Origin of the sequence: Nocardia sp. NPDC046473, assembly GCF_040645995.1 — a bacterium.
Classification (GTDB): domain Bacteria; phylum Actinomycetota; class Actinomycetes; order Mycobacteriales; family Mycobacteriaceae; genus Nocardia.
Genome location: NZ_JBEYZJ010000007.1, coordinates 527523 through 544642, shown reverse-complemented (window position 1 = coordinate 544642; position 17120 = coordinate 527523). Strand labels below are relative to the sequence as shown.

Below are 17120 nucleotides of genomic sequence, written 5' to 3'. Positions count from 1 at the left end.
CTCAGTCGGTGACGAGGGTGGTGGCGGCGGTGCGGATGACGGCTGGAATCTCTACGGGCTTGCGGGTTTCGGCGTCGACGTAGACGTGTACGAAAATGCCGGTGGCGGCGAGTTCGAGCTCGCCGTCGGCGTCCCGGAAGATGGCGAGGTCGTAGGTGATGCTGGAGCGGCCCAGGCGGGAGACACGCAGGCCGACCTGCAGCTGGTCGGGGAAGCTGAGCGAGCCGACGTACTGGCAGGAGGTCTGTGCGACCACACCGAGCGCGGGCAGCTCGCGAATGTCGGTGCCGGTGGCGTGCATCAGCCACGCGTTGACCGCGGTGTCGAAGTACGAGTAGTACGTCACGTTGTTCACGTGCCCGTAGTGGTCGTTGTCCGCCCAGCGGGTGGGCATCGGCCAGAGCACCGGATACTGCTGCGTCACCCGGCCGACGATAGCTCAGCGGGGGTGGCGCCCTGGCGGTGGTCGCGCGGGCTGACGCCGAAGTGGCGTTTGAAGGCGGTGCTCAGGGCGAAGGCGCTGCCGTAGCCGACCTGGCGGGCGATGGCTTCGATGGTGGCGTCGGATTCGGCCAGCAGATCCGCGGCCAGCGCGAGGCGCCATTCGGTGAGGAAGGACATCGGCGGCTCGCCGACCAGGTCGGTGAAGCGGCGGGCCAGCGCGGCCCTGGACACCCCGACCGCCTCGGCCAGGCCGGCCACCGTCCAGCCGTGCGCCGGATTGTGTTGCAGCAGTCGCAGCGCCTTACCGACCAACGGGTCGCTGTAGGCGTGATACCAGGCGGGCGCGTCGTTGCGCGCGAACCAGGCGCGCAGGGCGGCGATCAGCACCATGTCCAGCAGCCGGTCCAGCACGACGCCCTGGGCCGGCTCCTCCTTGACCGCCTCGTCGACCAGGATGTCGAGCAGCCGGGTGTCGAAGTCGCCGCGCTGCAGCACGATGACCGGCGGCAGAGCGCGCAGCAGACGCTGGCTGGCCGCGCCGGCCGACTCGTAGGTTCCGGTCACCATCATGGTGGCGCCGTCGGCATCGGTCCCCCACTGGCGCACGCCGAGACTCAGTGTCTCGCAGAGGACTTCGCCGTCGAGTGTCTTCGTCACATTGCCCGGGTGGATGACGATGTCCGGCGCGGTGGCCGGGTCGTCGGCGAGCGTGTAGTAATCGGGTCCGCGGAAGATCGCGACATCGCCTTCGCACAATTGTCGCGGCGCGTTGTCGCCCATCATGATCCAGGCGCCGCCGCGCACCATCGACACCACGGCGAGCGACGCCTCGTCCTGGATGCGCAGCGACCACGGCGGCTTCAGCAACGAGCACATCACGAACGCGCCGCGGGCACGTGGACCTTCGAGCAGACTGGCGAGCGCATCCACGCCTCCCACAGTAGACGATCACGCATGGTTATGAGCTGCTGAACTATGTCTCGTCCAGGCCCCTGCCGATGTACTCGAACCATGACAAACAACCTCATCCTCGTCACCGGCGGGACCGGCAAGACCGGCAGCCGAGTCGCCGCCCGGCTCGAGCAGGCGGGCCGGCCGATCCGAATCGGCTCGCGCTCAGCGGAGATCCCGTTCAGCTGGGACGACCGCGACACCTGGCCGGCGGCGCTGGCGGGCGTGCACGCCGCCTACGTCGCGTACCAGCCCGATCTCGCGGTGCCGGGAGCCCCGGAGACCCTGCGCGCGTTCGCCGCCGCCGCGAAGCAGAGCGGCCTGCGCAAGCTGGTGCTGCTGTCCGGTCGCGGCGAGCCGGAGGCGGTCGAATGCGAGGAGATCGTGCAGGAATCCGGCCTCGACTGGACCATCGTGCGGTGCAGCTTCTTCGCGCAGAATTTCAGCGAGGGCGCGTTCACCGATTACATCTTGGCCGGGGAGGTCGCGCTGCCCAATGGTGGTGTGCCGGAACCGTTCGTGCACGCCGACGACATCGCCGACGTCGCTGTGCGCGCACTCACCGAGGACGGTCACCAAGGCCAGCGCTACGAGTTGACCGGACCGCGCGCGCTGACCTTCGCCGCGGCGGTCGCGGAGATCGCCGAGGCGACCGGGCGCGAGATCGCCTTCGTTCCGGTCTCGCGCACGGACTTCGTTGCGGCACTGACCGATTACCAGGTGCCCGCCGATGTGGTGAGCCTGCTCGACTACCTGTTCGGCACGATCCTGGACGGCCGGAATTCGAAGACCGCCGACGGTGTGCGGCGCGCGTTGGGCCGGGAGCCAAAGGATTTCACCGAATATGCCCGCGAGACAGCCGCGACGGGAATCTGGAACATCCAGGGCTAGTGCGTGGTTGAAATAAATAGAGACTGTGCAGACGACAAGCAGAGACTGTACAGACGACCTCGTGGAGTCGGACCGCACTGGCGCGATCCGGCTTCCGGACCGGTAGGCCGAAGATGTCCTGCCCCGGATCCCGCGAGGTTGCGCCAGTCTCGTGCCGACATCGAGGGGGTGGGGCGCACGCAGAAATCTCATCGGTACCGTCGAGATGATGTTGACTCCGACGGCTGACCGACCGACCCGCGTCGCCAGGGCCGCCGTATTCACGGTGTTCGGCCTGAACGGCTTCCTGCTGGCGATGTGGGTCGTGCACATACCGCCGATCACCGATCGGACCGGCGTATCGAAGTCGACGCTCGGGATGTTCATCCTGCTGATGGCCGGCGCGGGCATCGTCGGCATGCGCATCGCCGGACCGCTGGCCGATCGGTTCGGCAGTCGCACGCTGGTCGGCGCCGCCGCGGTCATCGCGTCGGTGGCTGTGATCGGGCCCGGCCTCGCTACCGGCCCGGTCACCTTGGCGATCGCGTTGGCCTGCTTCGGTTTCGGCAACGGCGCGCTGGACGTGTCGATGAATACCCAAGCGGTGCATGTGGAACGGGCGTACGGCCGTCCGATCATGGCGGCGTTCCATGCGCTGTTCTCCGGCGGTGGACTGCTCGGGTCGCTGCTCGGTGCCGCGACCTTGCGTGCCGGGCTGGATCTGCGAATAACGCTGGTATCGGCGGCGATCGCCGGTATGGCGTTGACCTTCGCGGCCCTGCCGCGCCTGCTCCGCGACACCGATCCGCAACCACCGGTAGCCGAGGAGCCACACCAGAGACTTACGGTCCCGCAAGGCTCCAGCGGACGCGCGCACAGCCGAAAGGTATTGGCGCTGGCCGTGATCGCATTCGCGGTGCTGCTCACCGAGGGCGTGGCCGCCGACTGGAGCACCCTGCAACTGCGCGAGCACCTCGACGCCGACGCGGCTACCGCGGCACTGGCTTTCGGCGCCTTCTCGGTCGCGATGACCGCGGGCCGCCTCGCCACCGACCGGGTGAGCGGCGCCTTCGGCCGGGTCGCCGTCGTCCGCTACGGCATGCTGATCTCGGCGCTCGGACTGACCATGGTCCTGGCCTCCCCTTGGATCCCACTGACCTTGCTCGGCTGGGCCTTGACGGGCCTCGGCCTGTCCGGCAGCATCCCCCAGATCTTCACCGCCGCAGGCAATCTCGGTACCGACAAGGCCGCGACCGACATGTCGCGCGTCTTCAGCTTCGGCTACCTCGGCCTGCTGGCCGGACCCGCGGTGATCGGCTGGCTCACCGCTGTGGTCCCGCTCACCACCGCGATCGCCGTGCCGCTCATCGCGGTGCTGGTGTGCTGCCGCTACGCCGGGGTCGTCGCGCCGACCAGCACCGAATCCCGGCGCGCGCCGATTGCGGACCGCGTCACAGGTACAGACCCGGATTGACCGGATCCGCCTTGATCGATTGGATTTTGGTGTCGCCGTCGCGCAACGCCACCAGTTCCGCCAACGTCGCGCCGTCCGGGCAGGCGGCATCGGCCGGGGTGTCGGGACGACGTTCCCTGGCAAGCCAAGCCGCCGACTCGGCGGGCGACAGTCGACCGACCTCGAGCTGAGCCAGGCAGCGGCCCGGCCGGGTGACCGCGGGATGCAGCCGGGACAGATCCTCGTTGGTGGTGATCGCGACCAGCACGTCCCTGCCCTGGCCGAGCATGCCGTCGGTCAGGTTGAGCAGCCGCGAAAGGCCCTGGCCCGCCGTCTCTTTCGCCTCGCCGCGGATCAGCTCGTCGCAATCCTCCAGCACCAGCATGCGCCAGCGCTTGGTGTCGTCGTCGCCGTCGATGCCGGCCGCCACATCCATCAGGTAGCCGGGCTTGCCGAACATCACCTCGGGGTCGAGCACGCAATCGAACTGGCACCACGGCGCCCACGCGCGGGCGAGAGCCCTGAGCGCCGTGGTCTTTCCGGTGCCGGGCGGGCCGTGCAGCAGCACGAGACGGCCGCGCACGTCGGCCGCCGTCAACGCCATCAGCCGATCCAGCGCACCCGCGACATCCTCGGGGTAGTTGCCACGGATCGTCGGCCACTCCGGTGCCGAGATGGTGTGGCCCCGGCGCTGCGGGCCGTGGCCGCTCATGTGCCAGAAGCCCATCTCGATGGTCTCGCCCACTTCGGGCTGCGCGGCCGCGCCCTTGATCGACTCGGCGAGCACGGTGGCGGCCAGTTCGTCGGTCTCGGCGGTCACCTCGACCATCGCCGAACCGCCGGACCAGCGGATGGCGCGCAACGACCAGCCGGTGCCGACCACCAGGGTCGCGGTGCTGTCCTCCTCCTGCACCGAACGCACCACCTGGCCGTATTCGGGGCGGAGCAGCGCGTCCGGGTTGATCCGTTCGAACCGCGCGATGTGCGCGCAGGGTTGATCGCCGCGCAGGAACGGCGTCACCGCGAGCGCGTCGATCGCGTCGCGGGTGGAGTAGGCGGAATCGACGGTGACAGCCCACGGCAGCCGCTCGGCGAGATCGGCCGAGGGCTCGCTCGGGTCGATCAACCGAAGAGGCTCATTACGTGCAGACACTCCGAGCATGATCGGGGTTACGGCACCACCGTGTCTACCCAATTAGCGGCAAACGGCCCCCTGCTCGCCGTGAGCAGGGGGCCGATTGCGCGCTGGTGCCGGTGTTTACAGCGCCTTCAGTTCCTCGGTGACCGCGCCGACGGACTTCTTCGCGTCGCCGAACAGCATGGAGGTGTGGTCGGCGTAGAACAGCGGGTTGTCGATGCCGGCGAAGCCGGAGTTCATCGAACGCTTGAGCACGATGACGCTCTTGGCCTGGTCGACGTTGAGGACCGGCATGCCGTAGATCGGGCTGCTGGCATCCTCGCGGGCGGCCGGGTTGGTGACATCGTTGGCGCCGATGACCAGGGCGACATCGGTGCGGGAGAACTCGCCGTTGATGTCGTCCATCTCCTTGAGCGCGTCATAGGAGACCTCCGCCTCGGCCAGCAGCACGTTCATGTGACCGGGCATGCGACCCGCGACCGGGTGGATGGCGTACTTGACCTCGACGCCCTTGGCTTCGAGCAGTGCCGCCATCTCCTTGACCGCGTGCTGGGCCTGGGCGACGGCCATACCGTAGCCGGGGACCACGATGACCTGGTTGGCGTAGGCCATCTGGATCGCCGCGTCCGCGGCGGAGGTGGCCTTGGCCTGCTTGGCCTCGCCGTCGCCGCTGGCGCCGGGAGCCGTTCCGCCACCACCGAATCCGCCCGCCACGATGGCCGGGATGGAGCGGTTCATGGCCTTGGCCATCAGGTTGGTCAGGATGGTGCCGGACGCGCCGACGATCATGCCCGCCACGATCATCGCGGTGTTGTTCAACGCCAAACCCGCTGCGGCGGCCGACAATCCGGTCAACGCGTTGAGCAGCGAGATGACCACGGGCATATCGGCGCCGCCGATCGGCAGCACCACCGCGAGACCGAGCACACCGGCCAGCACGAGCACCGCGATCATCCACAGTTGGGACACACCGTCATTGGTGGCGCCGATGCCGATCACGACCGCCGCGGCGACCGCGCCGATCAGCAGCAGCAGATTCAGCGGCTGCTGCAGCTTGCCGAGGCCGAGCGGGCGGCCGGGCAGGATCTCCTGCAGCTTGCCGAACGCGATCAGCGAGCCCCAGAACGAGATCGAGCCGATGATCGCCGCGAACAGCGAGCCGACCACGATGTGCACGGTGGGCTCTTCGTCGAAGTGCGAAAAGCCTTGGCTGTTGATGAATTCCGACCACGCGATGAGCGCGACGGTGCCACCGCCGACGCCGTTGAACGCGGCGACCAGCTGCGGCATTGCGGTCATCTTGGTGAACTTGGCCGGCGGCACACCGAGCGCGACACCGACCACCAGACCGGCGACGATCAGGATCCAGTTGCTGGTGTGGCGCACCGAGATCAGCGTCGCGACCACGGCGATGACCATGCCGACCGCCGCGATCAGGTTGCCGCGCACCGCGGTCTTCGGGCCGGTCAGGCCCATCAGACCGTAGATGAACATGCCGAAGGCGACGATGTAGAGGCCGTTGACCAGGTAGGAAACGTTGTCGAAGGTATGCATCACTTCTCCGCCTTCACCGGGGCTGCTTTTTTGCCCTTGAACATGCCGAGCATGCGGTCGGTCACGACGAAACCACCGATGACATTGAGGGTTCCGAAGACGACGGCGACGAACAGGATGATCTGGGTCAGGATCGACGGGTCCTGCACGTTGCCGAGGGTGACCAGCGCGCCGAGCACGACGATGCCGTGAATCGCGTTGGTACCGGACATGAGTGGCGTGTGCAGGGTGTTGGGGACCTTGGAGATGACGGCGAACCCGACGAACCCGGACAGCACCAGGATCGCGATGTTCGCGAGAAGTTCGGTGTACATCAGGCTTCCACGCTTCCGCTTGTCGGCTCGCTCGGCAAGCCTCGCTCGTGTGTCACGCAGGAATCGGCGAGCACCTGATCGCTGAAGTCCGGGGCGATCTTCCCGTCGACCAGCATCAGTTCCAGCAGTGCCGAGATGTTCTTCGAGTAGAGCTCGCTGGCGTGCTCCGGCATGGTGGCGGGCAGGTTCAGCGGCGAGGCGATGGTGACCTCGTGCTTGACCACGACCTCGCCGGGTTCGGTGAGTTCGCAGTTGCCGCCGGTCTCCCCGGCCAGGTCGACGATCACGCTGCCGGGCTTCATACCCTCGACCGCAGCGGCGGTCACCAGGCGCGGCGCGGGCCGGCCCGGCACCAGCGCGGTGGTGATCACCACGTCGAAGCCCTTGATCGCGTCTTCCAAAGCCTGTTGCTGCTTTGCCTTTTCCTCGTCGGTGAGCTCGCGGGCGTAGCCGCCCTCACCGGCGGCGTCGATGCCGAGATCGAGCCACTGCGCACCGACCGAGCGCACCTGATCGGCGACCTCGGGACGCACGTCGTAGCCCGTGGTGCGACCGCCGAGGCGCTTGGCGGTGGCCAGCGCCTGCAGACCGGCGACACCGACACCGAGCACCAGCACGGTCGCGGGCTTCACCGTGCCCGCCGCCGTGGTGAGCATCGGGAAGAAGCGGGTCGACTCCGACGCGGCCAGCAGCACGGCCTTGTACCCGGCGACGTTGGCCTGTGAGGACAGCGCGTCCATCACCTGGGCACGCGAGATGCGCGGGATCGCTTCGACCGCAAACGCTTGCACGCCAGCGGATTTCAGCTTGCCGATCTGGTTTTCCGCGTTGCGCGGGGCCAGGAAGCCGATCAGGGTCTGCCCGCTGGACAGCTTGGCCACCTCGGCGTCGCTGGGCGGGGCGACCTTGACGACCACCTCGGCCGACCACGGATCGCCGATCGTCGCGCCCGCCGCTTCGTAGGCGCTGTCGGGAATGAGCGCGCCGAGCCCGGCTCCGGACTCGATCACCACCTGCACGCCCTGCTTCAGCAGGGTCGGAATGATCTTCGGCACCAATGCGACACGTCGTTCGCCCGCGTTGGACTCGCGAACGACTCCGACACGCGCGCCGCGTGGCGACTCGTCGCCTACGCTCTGCGTTGTCTCCACTATGTCAGTTCCTTCTCGTGCTGAGCTTCAGGCCTCAGATGGACAACCGGACGATGTTACTTCTGAGTAAGGTCGGCCAAATCCTCGCAACTGTACCTGCCGTTTTATGCAGGCCGCTGAGACGCCCGTCACAAGATCATGCCTGATTCCGCCGCTTTGCCGGATTCGCCAGGTCGTCGCGAACATCGTGGCTACCTCCTGCGCTCGCCGCTGGTCGGACGAGCGCCGGTACTGATGTTTGTCGCTGCCGGTGACCGCGACAAGAGCGAACCCGCAGGTCCATTGCTTACCTTTAGGTTCGACAGCAGGTCAGGGCGTGGTCGCGGGCGCGAATAGTGACGTGCGTCATGGGCGTTTCGCGCGCGGGGCTGTTCCGCACCGCTCGTACGCCGTAAGGTCCTGCGTTGTGACCGACTGCGTCTTCTGCCGCATCGTGGCCGGCGAGGCCCCGGCAACAAAGGTGTACGAGGACGACACCCTCTGTGCCTTCCTCGATATCCGGCCGATCGCCCGCGGCCACATGCTGGTTGTGCCGAAACAACACGCCACCGAGCTCGAGGATCTCGACGCCGAACTCGGCGCGTACGTGTTCCGCGCCGGGCATCGGCTCGCGCTGGCCGTGCGGCGCAGCACCCTCGCCGCCGACGGCGCCAACCTGCTGCTCAACGACGGTACCGCCGCCTTTCAGACCGTCCCGCACGTCCATTTGCACGTGATCCCGCGCAAGCACGGCGACAAGTTTCGCTTCGCGACCGGATTCCTGCTGCGCCGCCCGCACGACGCCCAGTCCACCGCGGTCGCCATTCAAGGCGGGATCGCGGCGCTGGAACGCGACGAAAAGCCGGGCCACAGTGGAAAACTGGGCATGGAAGGCCCCGACGAAGGAGCGCAGCAATGACCGACCCGACCCTGGACCGCACCGAGCTGTCGGCCCGGCTGTCCGAACAGTGGGACGCGATCGCCGCGCTGGTCGCCGAGATCGACGAAAACCAGTGGCGCGCACCGACCTCACTGCCGGGCTGGACCGTGTTCGATGTGGTCGCCCATGTCGTCGGCACCGAATCGTGGCTGCTCGGCGAGCGTCCGCCGCCGCACGACCCGCTCACCGTGAAGACCGATGTGAGCACGCTGCCGCACGTTCGCAACGAGACCGCGGTGTTCAACGAGATCTGGGTGGACCGGATGCGGCCGATGTCCGGGGTCCGGCTGCTCGCCGTGTTCGGCGAGATCGTCGACCGCAGGCGCAAAGCCCTTGCCGCCATGGGTGATACGGAGTGGCAGGCGCAAACTCAGTCGCCGATCGGGCAGGTCAGCTATGGGCGGTTCATGCGGGTGCGGTTGTTCGACTGCTGGATGCATGAGCTCGATATCGCGGACGCGCTCGGTGTTCAGGTCGATGAGGGCGGCCCGCGTGGTGAGCTGGCATTCGCCGAGTTCCTGGGCAGTGTGCCGCGCGTGCTGGTGAAAAAGGGTGAGGCGCCGGACGGTTCGCGGATCACCTGCACGCTGACCGGGGCGCTGGCCAGGACACTGCGCATCCAGGTGGCAGGCCGGGCCGGTTACGTGGACTCGTTCGACGAGCCTGCAGATGTCGAAATCCAGCTGCCCTCCGAGCTTTTCGTTCGCCTCGGCGGCGGGCGCACCGCCGCGGACGAGCATCTGGACGAGATCACCATCACCGGTGACGAGGAACTCGGGCAGCGACTGGTTCGCAACTTGGCCTTCACCATCTGAGATCCGGTGCGACTCTTCCTGTCCAGCTACCGGTTCGGGGCGCACTACGATCGCCTCGCGGCCTTGGTCGGCGAACCGGGTCGGGTTGCATTGATTCCCAACGCTTGTGATGCCTGGCCCCAGGCCTGGGCGGCGGCGGTCACCAGTGACCTGGTGCCGCTGCGCAAGCTCGGCTACGCGCCCGAGACGGTGGACCTGCGCGACTTCGTCGGCAGCCCAGCGGAATTGGAGCGGACGCTCGCGGACTTCCCGATGGTCTGGGTGCGCGGCGGCAATACCTTCGTGCTGCGCGCCCAATTCGCCCGCAGCGGTGCCGATCTCGTGCTGCCCGAGCTGCTCGCCGCCGACGCCATGGTGTACGCGGGTTACAGCGCGGGCGCCTGCGTAATGACTCCCGATCTGCACGGAATCGAATCGGTGGACGATCCCGCCGAGGTCGCACCGACATGCGGCATCGAACCACAGTGGGACGGACTGGGTTTGGTCGATCGCCGGATCGTGCCGCACCTCGACTCCCCCACCGACCCGACCGGCGAATGCGGCGAACTCGCCGCGTCCTACCGCGCGGCAGGCATCGCGCACTGGGCGCTCACCGACGACGACGCGATCATCGTCGACGGCGACCGGACCGATGCGCTGATCAGTCGAGCGGGGTCATGAACGACCACAGCCGCTGCTCCAGGTCGCGCGCGCTGTAATCGCGATAGCCGTAGAACTGGTCGGTGGGCTCGTAGAGGATCTCGGCGCCGGCCGCCTTCGCGTGCCGGAAGTGCGCGTCCACGTCCTCGACGACGATCGACATGCCCTCGGTACAGGCGCCCAGGGTGATCGGCGACTGCAACTTGAACTGCTCGGAGACCGCGTGCAGCCAGATCACCCCGTCGCCCGCGGTGACCTCCGCGTGGTGGACCGTGCCGTCCTCGCCCTTGGACAGCCGGCCGGGTTCCATGCCGAACACGGTGGTCAGGTACGCGTGCGCGGCGGCGATATCGCGGTAGACGAGCGTCGGGATGCGCCGCTGAATTTTGGTGTCGAGCATGGCCATGTCCTCCAAAGTGTCCAGCAGTTCCCGGGTTTCGAGGCTGCGGTGGTCGTTGACGGCGGCGGCCATCGTGGTCAGCCGCTGACGTAGGCGGTGGCCGACGGCGAGCCTGCGGTCGAGGTCGACGACGTGCCGGTTCATCACACCGGCCAGATCCCAGGCAGGATCGTCGAGCGCCGCCGCCACCTCGTCCAGGCGCAGGCCGAGATTGCGTAGCAGGCCGATCCGATACAGCCGCTGCACGTCGTCGGTCGAATACAACCGATGCCCGGCGCCGCTGCGGCCGGACGGCGACAGCAGGCCGATCTCGTCGTAGTAGTGCAAGGTGCGCACGGTCAGCCCGGTGACCGTGGCCAGCTCGCCGACCTTGACGTACCCGTTGGTGTTCGCCACACCTACGACGCTAGGACCTCACGTCGCGTGAGGTGCAAGTTCGGGCTCGGGCTCGCGGCGGAAGACGACCCAGCGCATCGCGCTGTACATGTAGACCGCCTCGCATCCGCCGGCCAGCAGCCTGGCCAGGTGGTATTCGAGACCGAGCGCGGTCAGGCCGCTGCCGACGCCGAGGATGAACGCGACGTAGTTGATCGCGACGACCACCCCGTACACGGCGGCCTGCTTGCCGACCGGCGCGTGCGAGTGGAAATTGAATGTGCGGTTGAGCACGAAACTGAGGCCGAACGCGCAGATATAGGCGATGGTGATCGACAGCCATACCGGCAGGCCCCACCAGCCGTGGAAAATGGTGAGCAGCAGCAGGTCGACACCGAAGGTGAAGCTGTTGATCAGCGCGAAGCCGAGGAAGGTCGGGGCGACAAGCCGATTCAGCCCCCACGGCAGCCACGCGACCACGGCCTCGCACCATCGGGTGAACCGGTCGGCGACCGTGTCGGTGGTTTTCGCCAGCTCATGCACGCAGCCAGCCTGCCAGCGCCAGGTGTCCGCAAAGTGATCAACCAGCGAACTGGCTGGTCAGCTGATCTGCGCCGTCGCGCCGCGGTCCAGTGCGGACCACGCGGTCAGGCAGCGACGCTTGGTGACGTCGTCGGCCTCGGTGAGCAGGGTTTCCAGTAGTTCGCGCGGGTTGCGGTGCCACTGGGCGGTGAACTCGGCGAGGGTTTCCTTGTCGAAGATGCCGGAGCGGTCCAGGGCGGTCAGCCATTCGGTGTGGTCGCCGGCGTGGATGCGGCGTAGCGCCGCCTGGTCGATGCCGCCTTCGACGAACATCACGGCGACCACCTCTCCGCATTGTTATCTCGAACCCGACCGAAACCACTGAGGCGGGTGACATCCCATTCGGTGGCTTGCGTGGCCTCGCCGCTTCGGCGGGCTAGCGTTGGTTGGGTGGACCTGCATGACCTGATCGATGGGCTGCCCGACGGCGCGGTAGTCACCGACCCCGACCTTCTCGCAAGTTACCGGCAGGACTGGGCGCGTGATCCCGACGCGGGCACTCCGCTCGCGGTGATCCGCGCGACCAGCACCGATGACGTCGCGACCACCCTGCGCTGGGCGCACGACCGGCGGATCGCGGTGGTGCCGCGCGGCGCGGGCTCCGGGCTGTCCGGCGGCGCCACCGCGGTGGACGGCGGCCTCGTATTGAGCACCGAGCGGATGCGGGCGATCACCATCGACCCGGTCACCCGGACCGCGGTGGTGCAGCCCGGCCTGCTGAACGCCGAGGTGAAGCGCGCGGCCGCCGAGCACGGGCTCTGGTATCCGCCCGACCCCTCGTCGTTCGAGATCTGCTCGATCGGCGGCAACGCGGCCACCAACGCGGGCGGGCTGTGCTGCGTGAAGTACGGCGTGACAACCGATTACGTGCTCGGCATGGAGGTGGTGCTGGCCGACGGGACGGTGCTGCAGCTCGGCGGGCCGCGACTCAAGGATTCGGCCGGACTGTCGCTGACCAAGCTGTTCGTCGGCAGTGAGGGCACGCTCGGCATCATCACCGAGCTGACGCTGCGCCTGCTGCCCGCGCAGCCGCCGCAGAGCACGGTCGTCGCGACCTTCGCGACGCTGACCGCCGCGGTCGACGCGATTCTCGCGATCACCGGCGAATTGCGGCCCTCCATGCTGGAATTCATGGATTCGGTGTCGATCAACGCGGTCGAGGACGAGCTGCGGATGGGGCTGGACCGTAAAGCCGCGGCGCTGCTGGTGGCCCGCTCGGACGCGCCGGGCGAATTCGCAAGGCGGGAAGCCGAAATCATGGTGGCGGCGTGCGAAAAGGCGGGCGCGGCAGAGGTTTTCCATACCGAAGATCCGGAAGAAGGCGAAGCATTCACGGCGGCACGGCGTTTCGCCATTCCAGCGGTGGAAAAGCTCGGCACGCTACTGCTCGAGGATGTCGGTGTTCCGCTGCCGCGACTGGGTGATCTGGTGCGCGGCGTCGCCGAGATCGCGGAACGCAACGACGTGATGGTTTCGGTGATCGCGCACGCCGGGGACGGCAACACCCACCCGCTGATCGTGCACGATCCGGACGACGCCGCGATGACCGAGCGCGCGCACCGCGCCTTCGGCGAGATCATGGACCTGGCGATCGCACTCGGCGGCACCATCACCGGCGAGCACGGCGTCGGGCGGCTGAAAAAGGCGTGGCTGCCCGATCAGCTCGGCGCGGACGTGATGGCCCTGACCCACCGCATCAAGGACGCGCTCGACCCGCACGGCATTCTCAATCCCGGCGCGATTCTTTAGTCCACGGAACATTCCCGGCCGCGAAGGAGTTTCACCAGATCATGACCACCAGGCTCGAGCACAACGTCGCCGACACTCGTTTCGAGATATATCTCGACGACACCCTCGCCGGCTATGCCGACTACGCCCAGCGCGACGACCCGAAAGTCCGCGATTTCCAGCACACGATGACGTTCCCGGAATTCCGGGGCCGTGGCGTCGCCGCCGAAGTCGTCGAATACGCGCTGCAGGACTCCCGCGACAACGGCTACTCCATCATCCCGACCTGCTGGTACGTCGAGAAGTACATCACCGAACACCGCGAATACGCCGACCTGGTCGGCTGACGCCCAGGTCACCGTGTGGTGACCTGTTCTGCCCTCGTAGCCCAATCGGCAGAGGCAACGGATTCAAAACCCGTCCAGTGTCAGTTCGAGTCTGACCGAGGGCACAGTGCGAGCCGGGTCGGCGGCGACTACTTCGAGTCGAGCGTGCGGTAGCCGGGATGCACGCCCGGTGACAACTCCCGGGCGGCGACGAGACGATCGAGTAGGTCGGCGAATTGCTGATACTCGGTGTCCGACAGCGCGGCGGTCAGTTCCGTTTCGTGCGCTACCGCCACCGCGGCCAGGCGGGCGAGTACTTCGCCCCCGGCCGCGGTGAGGCGCAGTTCGTGATTGCGGCGATCGGTCGCGCTGCGTCGACGTTCGATAAGCCCCTTGCGGTCGAGCGGATCGATCAAGGCGACGACCCGACTGGGGACGACGCCGAGTTCGGCGGCGAGTGAGCGCTGACTGCGGCCGGTTTCGGCGGCGATCATCCGCAGGATGCCGACTTCCGGTGGGGTGAGCCCGATTTCGGCGATGCGTTCGGAAAAACGTTGCGTCGCATGCGCGCCCAGTTGGGCAAGCAGAAAGGCCACCGCGCGCATCGGGCGCGCCTGCTCGACAACCTCTTGCTCCGATTCGGCCACGCGGCTATCGTACCCATCGGATAGTCGTTCACTCATGAGAACGATTCATAGACATGAACGGATTGTCATGGCGCTTTCAGCACCGACTCCCCTCGATCGACCAGCGAAAACCCTCGAACCACCACTCGGCCCGCTCGCGGCCATCGCCGCCGGACTGTTCGTCGCCGGACTCGTCCTCAGCACGGTTCTTGCCGGTGGCAGCCCGTTTCCGTCGCCGTTCGGACCGGCTGACGATGCGCTCGCCTACTTCCGCGACCATCCCGGTGCCGTACGCACCGGCGCGGTGCTGCAATTCGCCAGCGCCATCCCGCTGACCCTGTACGTGGCGGCCGTCAGCGCGCGGGCGCGGCGGATCATCGACGGATTCGCCCCGGCCCTCGCGGCGGTCGGCGGCACCATCGCCGCGGCCCTGCTGATCTGCTCCGCCGTGGTCAGCTGGGTGCTCACCGTGCCGGAGGTGGTCACCGACCCGGCGCTGGTCCGCGCCCTGCACACCCTCGCGTTTTTGTGCGGTGGACCCGGCAATGTCGTGGCGAGCGGCCTACTCGTCGCGGGGATCGCACTCAGCGCACTGCCGCAACGGCGGCTCGCGCCGTGGCTGACGACAGTGGGGCTGGTGATCGCGGTCGTCGCGCTGGGCACCACCGCGTCGCTCACCGTCACCGCGGCCGCGTTCCTGCTGCCCATTGCTCGCTTCACCGGGATGGCCTGGCTGATCGCCGCGGGCTTCCTGCTTCCCCGTTCGTAGCTCCACCCCGGAAGGAACACCATGACCACCCAGATGGCTGCCAAGCTGGCCCGATTCCAGCGGCCCGAACTGTCGCTCCCGTTCCTGAACGGTATCGACGACGCGCATGTCGCGGCACTGTTCGGCCTCACCGCCGACGAATATCATTCGCTGCGTGCGGAATTCGCCGAACAAGCCCGCACGGGGGCGGCCGGACTGCTCACCGAGGCGTGGGTCGCGGGCCAGGTCGATCGATTGCCCTTCGCACCCGGCGCCCACGTGGTCGCCCTCGGCGAGAGCAGCACCGCCGATCGGCTGTCCTGGTTCGAAATCCTGCGGCATCTGCTCGAACTGCGGCGACCGGGCGACGGGATCATCCTCACCAACCTGGCCGTCTCCGGGGCGACGACCACGCAGACTTTGAAAAGCATTGCTGCGCTGAGCTTTCAGCGGCCGGACTGGGTGCTGTGCCAACTCGGCGCCAATGACGCGCAGCGCATCGGACGCGACGGGCCGCGCATGGTCAGTGCCCAGGAGACGGCGCGCAACTTGCGTCTGCTGCACGACGAGGGTGTCCGACTGAGTGGCGCACGCTGGATCTGGGTCACCCCGCACGACATAGACGAGGTACTGATCGCCGCCTATCCACCCTTCCAGCAGGCGCAGATCGGCTGGCGCACAAAGGATCACGAGCAGACCGCCCAACTACTGCTCGACCGACCGGAACCGGCCATCGACACCATCGCGGTCACGCGCCCCCGCTCGGGCCTGTTCGAACCGGACGGCGTGCACCTCACCCCGGCAGGGCAGGTCGCCGTCGCCCGCGTCGTCGTGTCCTCGCTCGCCGAGATCTCCTGACCGGCAGCGAAAAGGCGGTGCCGAGAACGAATCTCGGCACTGCCTCAGCTGTTGACGAAGCTACGACGCTCAGCGCAGCAGCGCGCGCGACATGACGAGGCGCTGAATCTGGTTGGTGCCCTCGTAGATCTGGGTGATCTTCGCGTCGCGCATCATCCGCTCCACCGGGAAATCGGTGGTGTAGCCGGCGCCACCGAACAGCTGGACGGCGTTGGTGGTCACCTCCATCGCGACGTCGGAGGCGAAACACTTGGCGGCGGCGGAGATGAAGCCGAGGTTCTTCTCGCCGCGCTCGGCACGGGCCGCCGAGGTGTAGACCATCAGGCGGGCGGCCTCGATCTTCATCGCCATGTCGGCGAGCATGAACTGGGTGTTCTGGAAGTCGGCGATCGCCTTGCCGAACTGCTTGCGGTCCTTGGTGTAGGCGATGGCCGCGTCGAGCGCGCCCTGTGCGAGGCCGACGGCCTGCGCGCCGATGGTCGGGCGGGTGTGGTCGAGGGTCTGCAGCGCGGTCTTGAAGCCGGTGCCCGGCTCGCCGACGATGCGATCACCCGGCACCCGGCAGTTCTCGAAATACAGTTCAGCCGTGGGCGATCCCTTGATGCCGAGCTTGTGCTCGAGCGGGCCGACCACGAAGCCCTCGTCGTCCTTGTGCACCAGGAAGGCCGAAATACCGTTGGCGCCCTTGTCCGCATCGGTCACCGCCATCACGGTGTACCAGGAAGACTTGCCGCCGTTGGTGATCCAGCACTTGGAGCCGTTGAGGATCCAGTCGTCGCCCTCCTGCTTCGCGCGGGTGCGCATGCTGGCGGCGTCGGAACCGGCCTCGCGCTCGGACAGCGCGTAGGAGGCCATCTCGCCGTTGACGATGTCGGCGAGCACCTGCTGCTTGAGTTCCTCGGAGCCGTTGAGGATCAGGCCCATCGTGCCGAGCTTGTTGACCGCGGGGATGAGCGAGGAGGAACCGCAGACGCGGGCGACCTCTTCGATCACGATGCAGGTGGCCACCGAGTCGGCGCCCTGGCCGCCGTAGGCCTCCGGCACGTGCACCGCGTTGAAGCCCGCGGCGTTGAGCGCGGTGAGCGCCTCCTCGGGGAAGCGGGCGTTGCCGTCGACGTCCTTGGCGTGCGGGGCGATCTCCTTCTCGGCGAGGCCGCGGATGGCCGCACGCAGTTCGTCGTGGAAGTCCTCGAGCTTGAACAGGTCGAAATCGGGATTTCCCGCCATGG

The 17120-nt window shown here is 67.6% G+C and carries 20 protein-coding genes and 1 tRNA gene; 10 read left to right on the top strand and 11 right to left on the bottom strand.

Features of this window, described 5'->3' with window-relative positions:
* Window position 1: 1 nt before the first annotated feature.
* Complete coding sequence (locus ABZ942_RS27285; protein WP_357386866.1) at window positions 2–394, bottom strand: thioesterase family protein; 393 nt, start codon at window positions 392–394, stop codon at window positions 2–4.
* A gap of 26 nt (window positions 395–420) precedes the next feature.
* Complete coding sequence (locus ABZ942_RS27280) at window positions 421–1374, bottom strand: AraC family transcriptional regulator (RefSeq protein ID WP_357386688.1); 954 nt, start codon at window positions 1372–1374, stop codon at window positions 421–423.
* 81 nt (window positions 1375–1455) lie between these two features.
* Here ABZ942_RS27280 and ABZ942_RS27275 point away from each other — a divergent pair, with 81 nt between their 5' ends.
* Window positions 1456–2286, top strand: coding sequence for an NAD(P)H-binding protein (locus tag ABZ942_RS27275; protein WP_357386686.1), 831 nt, complete (start codon window positions 1456–1458; stop codon window positions 2284–2286).
* A 208-nt stretch (window positions 2287–2494) separates the two neighbouring features.
* A complete protein-coding gene (locus ABZ942_RS27270; protein WP_357386684.1) occupies window positions 2495–3739 on the top strand; it encodes an MFS transporter in 1245 nt (414 codons plus the stop codon).
* Here the strand turns inward: ABZ942_RS27270 and ABZ942_RS27265 are convergent.
* The 4 genes from ABZ942_RS27265 to ABZ942_RS27250 all read right to left on the bottom strand — a co-directional run bounded on the left by ABZ942_RS27265 (window position 3717) and on the right by ABZ942_RS27250 (window position 7875).
* The gene (locus tag ABZ942_RS27265; RefSeq protein WP_357386682.1) at window positions 3717–4844 is read right to left on the bottom strand and encodes a DUF5925 domain-containing protein; all 1128 of its coding nucleotides are present in this window, start codon (window positions 4842–4844) and stop codon (window positions 3717–3719) included. The two genes, ABZ942_RS27270 and ABZ942_RS27265, sit on opposite strands and share 23 nt — an antisense overlap.
* Before the next feature lie 132 nt (window positions 4845–4976).
* Complete coding sequence (locus ABZ942_RS27260; RefSeq protein ID WP_357386680.1) at window positions 4977–6410, bottom strand: NAD(P)(+) transhydrogenase (Re/Si-specific) subunit beta; 1434 nt, start codon at window positions 6408–6410, stop codon at window positions 4977–4979.
* Window positions 6410–6724, bottom strand: coding sequence for an NAD(P) transhydrogenase subunit alpha (locus ABZ942_RS27255; protein WP_107654393.1), 315 nt, complete (start codon window positions 6722–6724; stop codon window positions 6410–6412). The genes ABZ942_RS27260 and ABZ942_RS27255 overlap by 1 nt, the downstream gene beginning before the upstream one ends.
* Window positions 6724–7875 carry a Re/Si-specific NAD(P)(+) transhydrogenase subunit alpha gene (locus tag ABZ942_RS27250; RefSeq protein ID WP_357386677.1) on the bottom strand — a complete coding sequence of 384 codons (1152 nt, stop codon included), beginning with the start codon at window positions 7873–7875 and terminating at the stop codon, window positions 6724–6726. The genes ABZ942_RS27255 and ABZ942_RS27250 overlap by 1 nt, the downstream gene beginning before the upstream one ends.
* A gap of 406 nt (window positions 7876–8281) precedes the next feature.
* Between ABZ942_RS27250 and ABZ942_RS27245 the strand changes: the two genes are divergently transcribed.
* Genes ABZ942_RS27245 through ABZ942_RS27235 form a run of 3 tightly spaced genes read left to right on the top strand, consistent with a single transcriptional unit; the run spans window position 8282 to window position 10269 of the window.
* Complete coding sequence (locus ABZ942_RS27245) at window positions 8282–8773, top strand: HIT family protein (protein ID WP_357386675.1); 492 nt, start codon at window positions 8282–8284, stop codon at window positions 8771–8773.
* A complete protein-coding gene (locus tag ABZ942_RS27240) occupies window positions 8770–9609 on the top strand; it encodes a maleylpyruvate isomerase family mycothiol-dependent enzyme (RefSeq protein ID WP_357386673.1) in 840 nt (279 codons plus the stop codon). The genes ABZ942_RS27245 and ABZ942_RS27240 overlap by 4 nt, the downstream gene beginning before the upstream one ends.
* Window positions 9610–9615: 6 nt before the next feature.
* A complete protein-coding gene (locus ABZ942_RS27235) occupies window positions 9616–10269 on the top strand; it encodes a Type 1 glutamine amidotransferase-like domain-containing protein (RefSeq protein ID WP_357386671.1) in 654 nt (217 codons plus the stop codon).
* On the opposite strand, the gene ABZ942_RS27230 is transcribed toward ABZ942_RS27235, so the two are convergent.
* From ABZ942_RS27230 to ABZ942_RS27220, 3 genes are read right to left on the bottom strand one after another with little or no spacing between them, the layout of a single operon-like run.
* The gene (locus tag ABZ942_RS27230) at window positions 10250–11044 is read right to left on the bottom strand and encodes a MerR family transcriptional regulator (protein WP_357386669.1); all 795 of its coding nucleotides are present in this window, start codon (window positions 11042–11044) and stop codon (window positions 10250–10252) included. The two genes, ABZ942_RS27235 and ABZ942_RS27230, sit on opposite strands and share 20 nt — an antisense overlap.
* A gap of 18 nt (window positions 11045–11062) precedes the next feature.
* The gene (locus ABZ942_RS27225; protein WP_357386667.1) at window positions 11063–11566 is read right to left on the bottom strand and encodes a GtrA family protein; all 504 of its coding nucleotides are present in this window, start codon (window positions 11564–11566) and stop codon (window positions 11063–11065) included.
* A 57-nt stretch (window positions 11567–11623) separates the two neighbouring features.
* The gene (locus tag ABZ942_RS27220; protein ID WP_357386864.1) at window positions 11624–11878 is read right to left on the bottom strand and encodes a hypothetical protein; all 255 of its coding nucleotides are present in this window, start codon (window positions 11876–11878) and stop codon (window positions 11624–11626) included.
* Between the two features lie 117 nt (window positions 11879–11995).
* On the opposite strand from ABZ942_RS27220, the gene ABZ942_RS27215 reads away from it, so the two are divergent.
* From ABZ942_RS27215 to ABZ942_RS27205, 3 genes are all read left to right on the top strand, one after another.
* Window positions 11996–13354: an FAD-linked oxidase C-terminal domain-containing protein gene (locus tag ABZ942_RS27215; protein WP_357386665.1), complete on the top strand. Its 1359-nt coding sequence runs from the start codon at window positions 11996–11998 to the stop codon at window positions 13352–13354.
* Window positions 13355–13395: 41 nt separating this feature from the next.
* Window positions 13396–13680: a GNAT family N-acetyltransferase gene (locus tag ABZ942_RS27210; protein WP_357386663.1), complete on the top strand. Its 285-nt coding sequence runs from the start codon at window positions 13396–13398 to the stop codon at window positions 13678–13680.
* A gap of 30 nt (window positions 13681–13710) precedes the next feature.
* A tRNA-Leu gene (locus ABZ942_RS27205) sits at window positions 13711–13784 on the top strand.
* Between the two features lie 24 nt (window positions 13785–13808).
* Here ABZ942_RS27205 and ABZ942_RS27200 read toward each other — a convergent pair.
* Complete coding sequence (locus tag ABZ942_RS27200) at window positions 13809–14306, bottom strand: MarR family winged helix-turn-helix transcriptional regulator (RefSeq protein ID WP_357386661.1); 498 nt, start codon at window positions 14304–14306, stop codon at window positions 13809–13811.
* Window positions 14307–14373: 67 nt separating this feature from the next.
* On the opposite strand from ABZ942_RS27200, the gene ABZ942_RS27195 reads away from it, so the two are divergent.
* Entirely contained in the window at window positions 14374–15054 is a 681-nt protein-coding gene (locus ABZ942_RS27195; RefSeq protein ID WP_357386659.1) for a hypothetical protein, read from the top strand.
* A gap of 21 nt (window positions 15055–15075) precedes the next feature.
* On the top strand, window positions 15076–15891 hold the full coding sequence (locus tag ABZ942_RS27190; RefSeq protein WP_357386657.1) for an SGNH/GDSL hydrolase family protein: 816 nt from the start codon (window positions 15076–15078) through the stop codon (window positions 15889–15891).
* 69 nt (window positions 15892–15960) lie between these two features.
* Here ABZ942_RS27190 and ABZ942_RS27185 read toward each other — a convergent pair whose 3' ends face one another.
* Window positions 15961–17118: an acyl-CoA dehydrogenase gene (locus tag ABZ942_RS27185; protein ID WP_357386655.1), complete on the bottom strand. Its 1158-nt coding sequence runs from the start codon at window positions 17116–17118 to the stop codon at window positions 15961–15963.
* Window positions 17119–17120 lie beyond the last annotated feature (2 nt).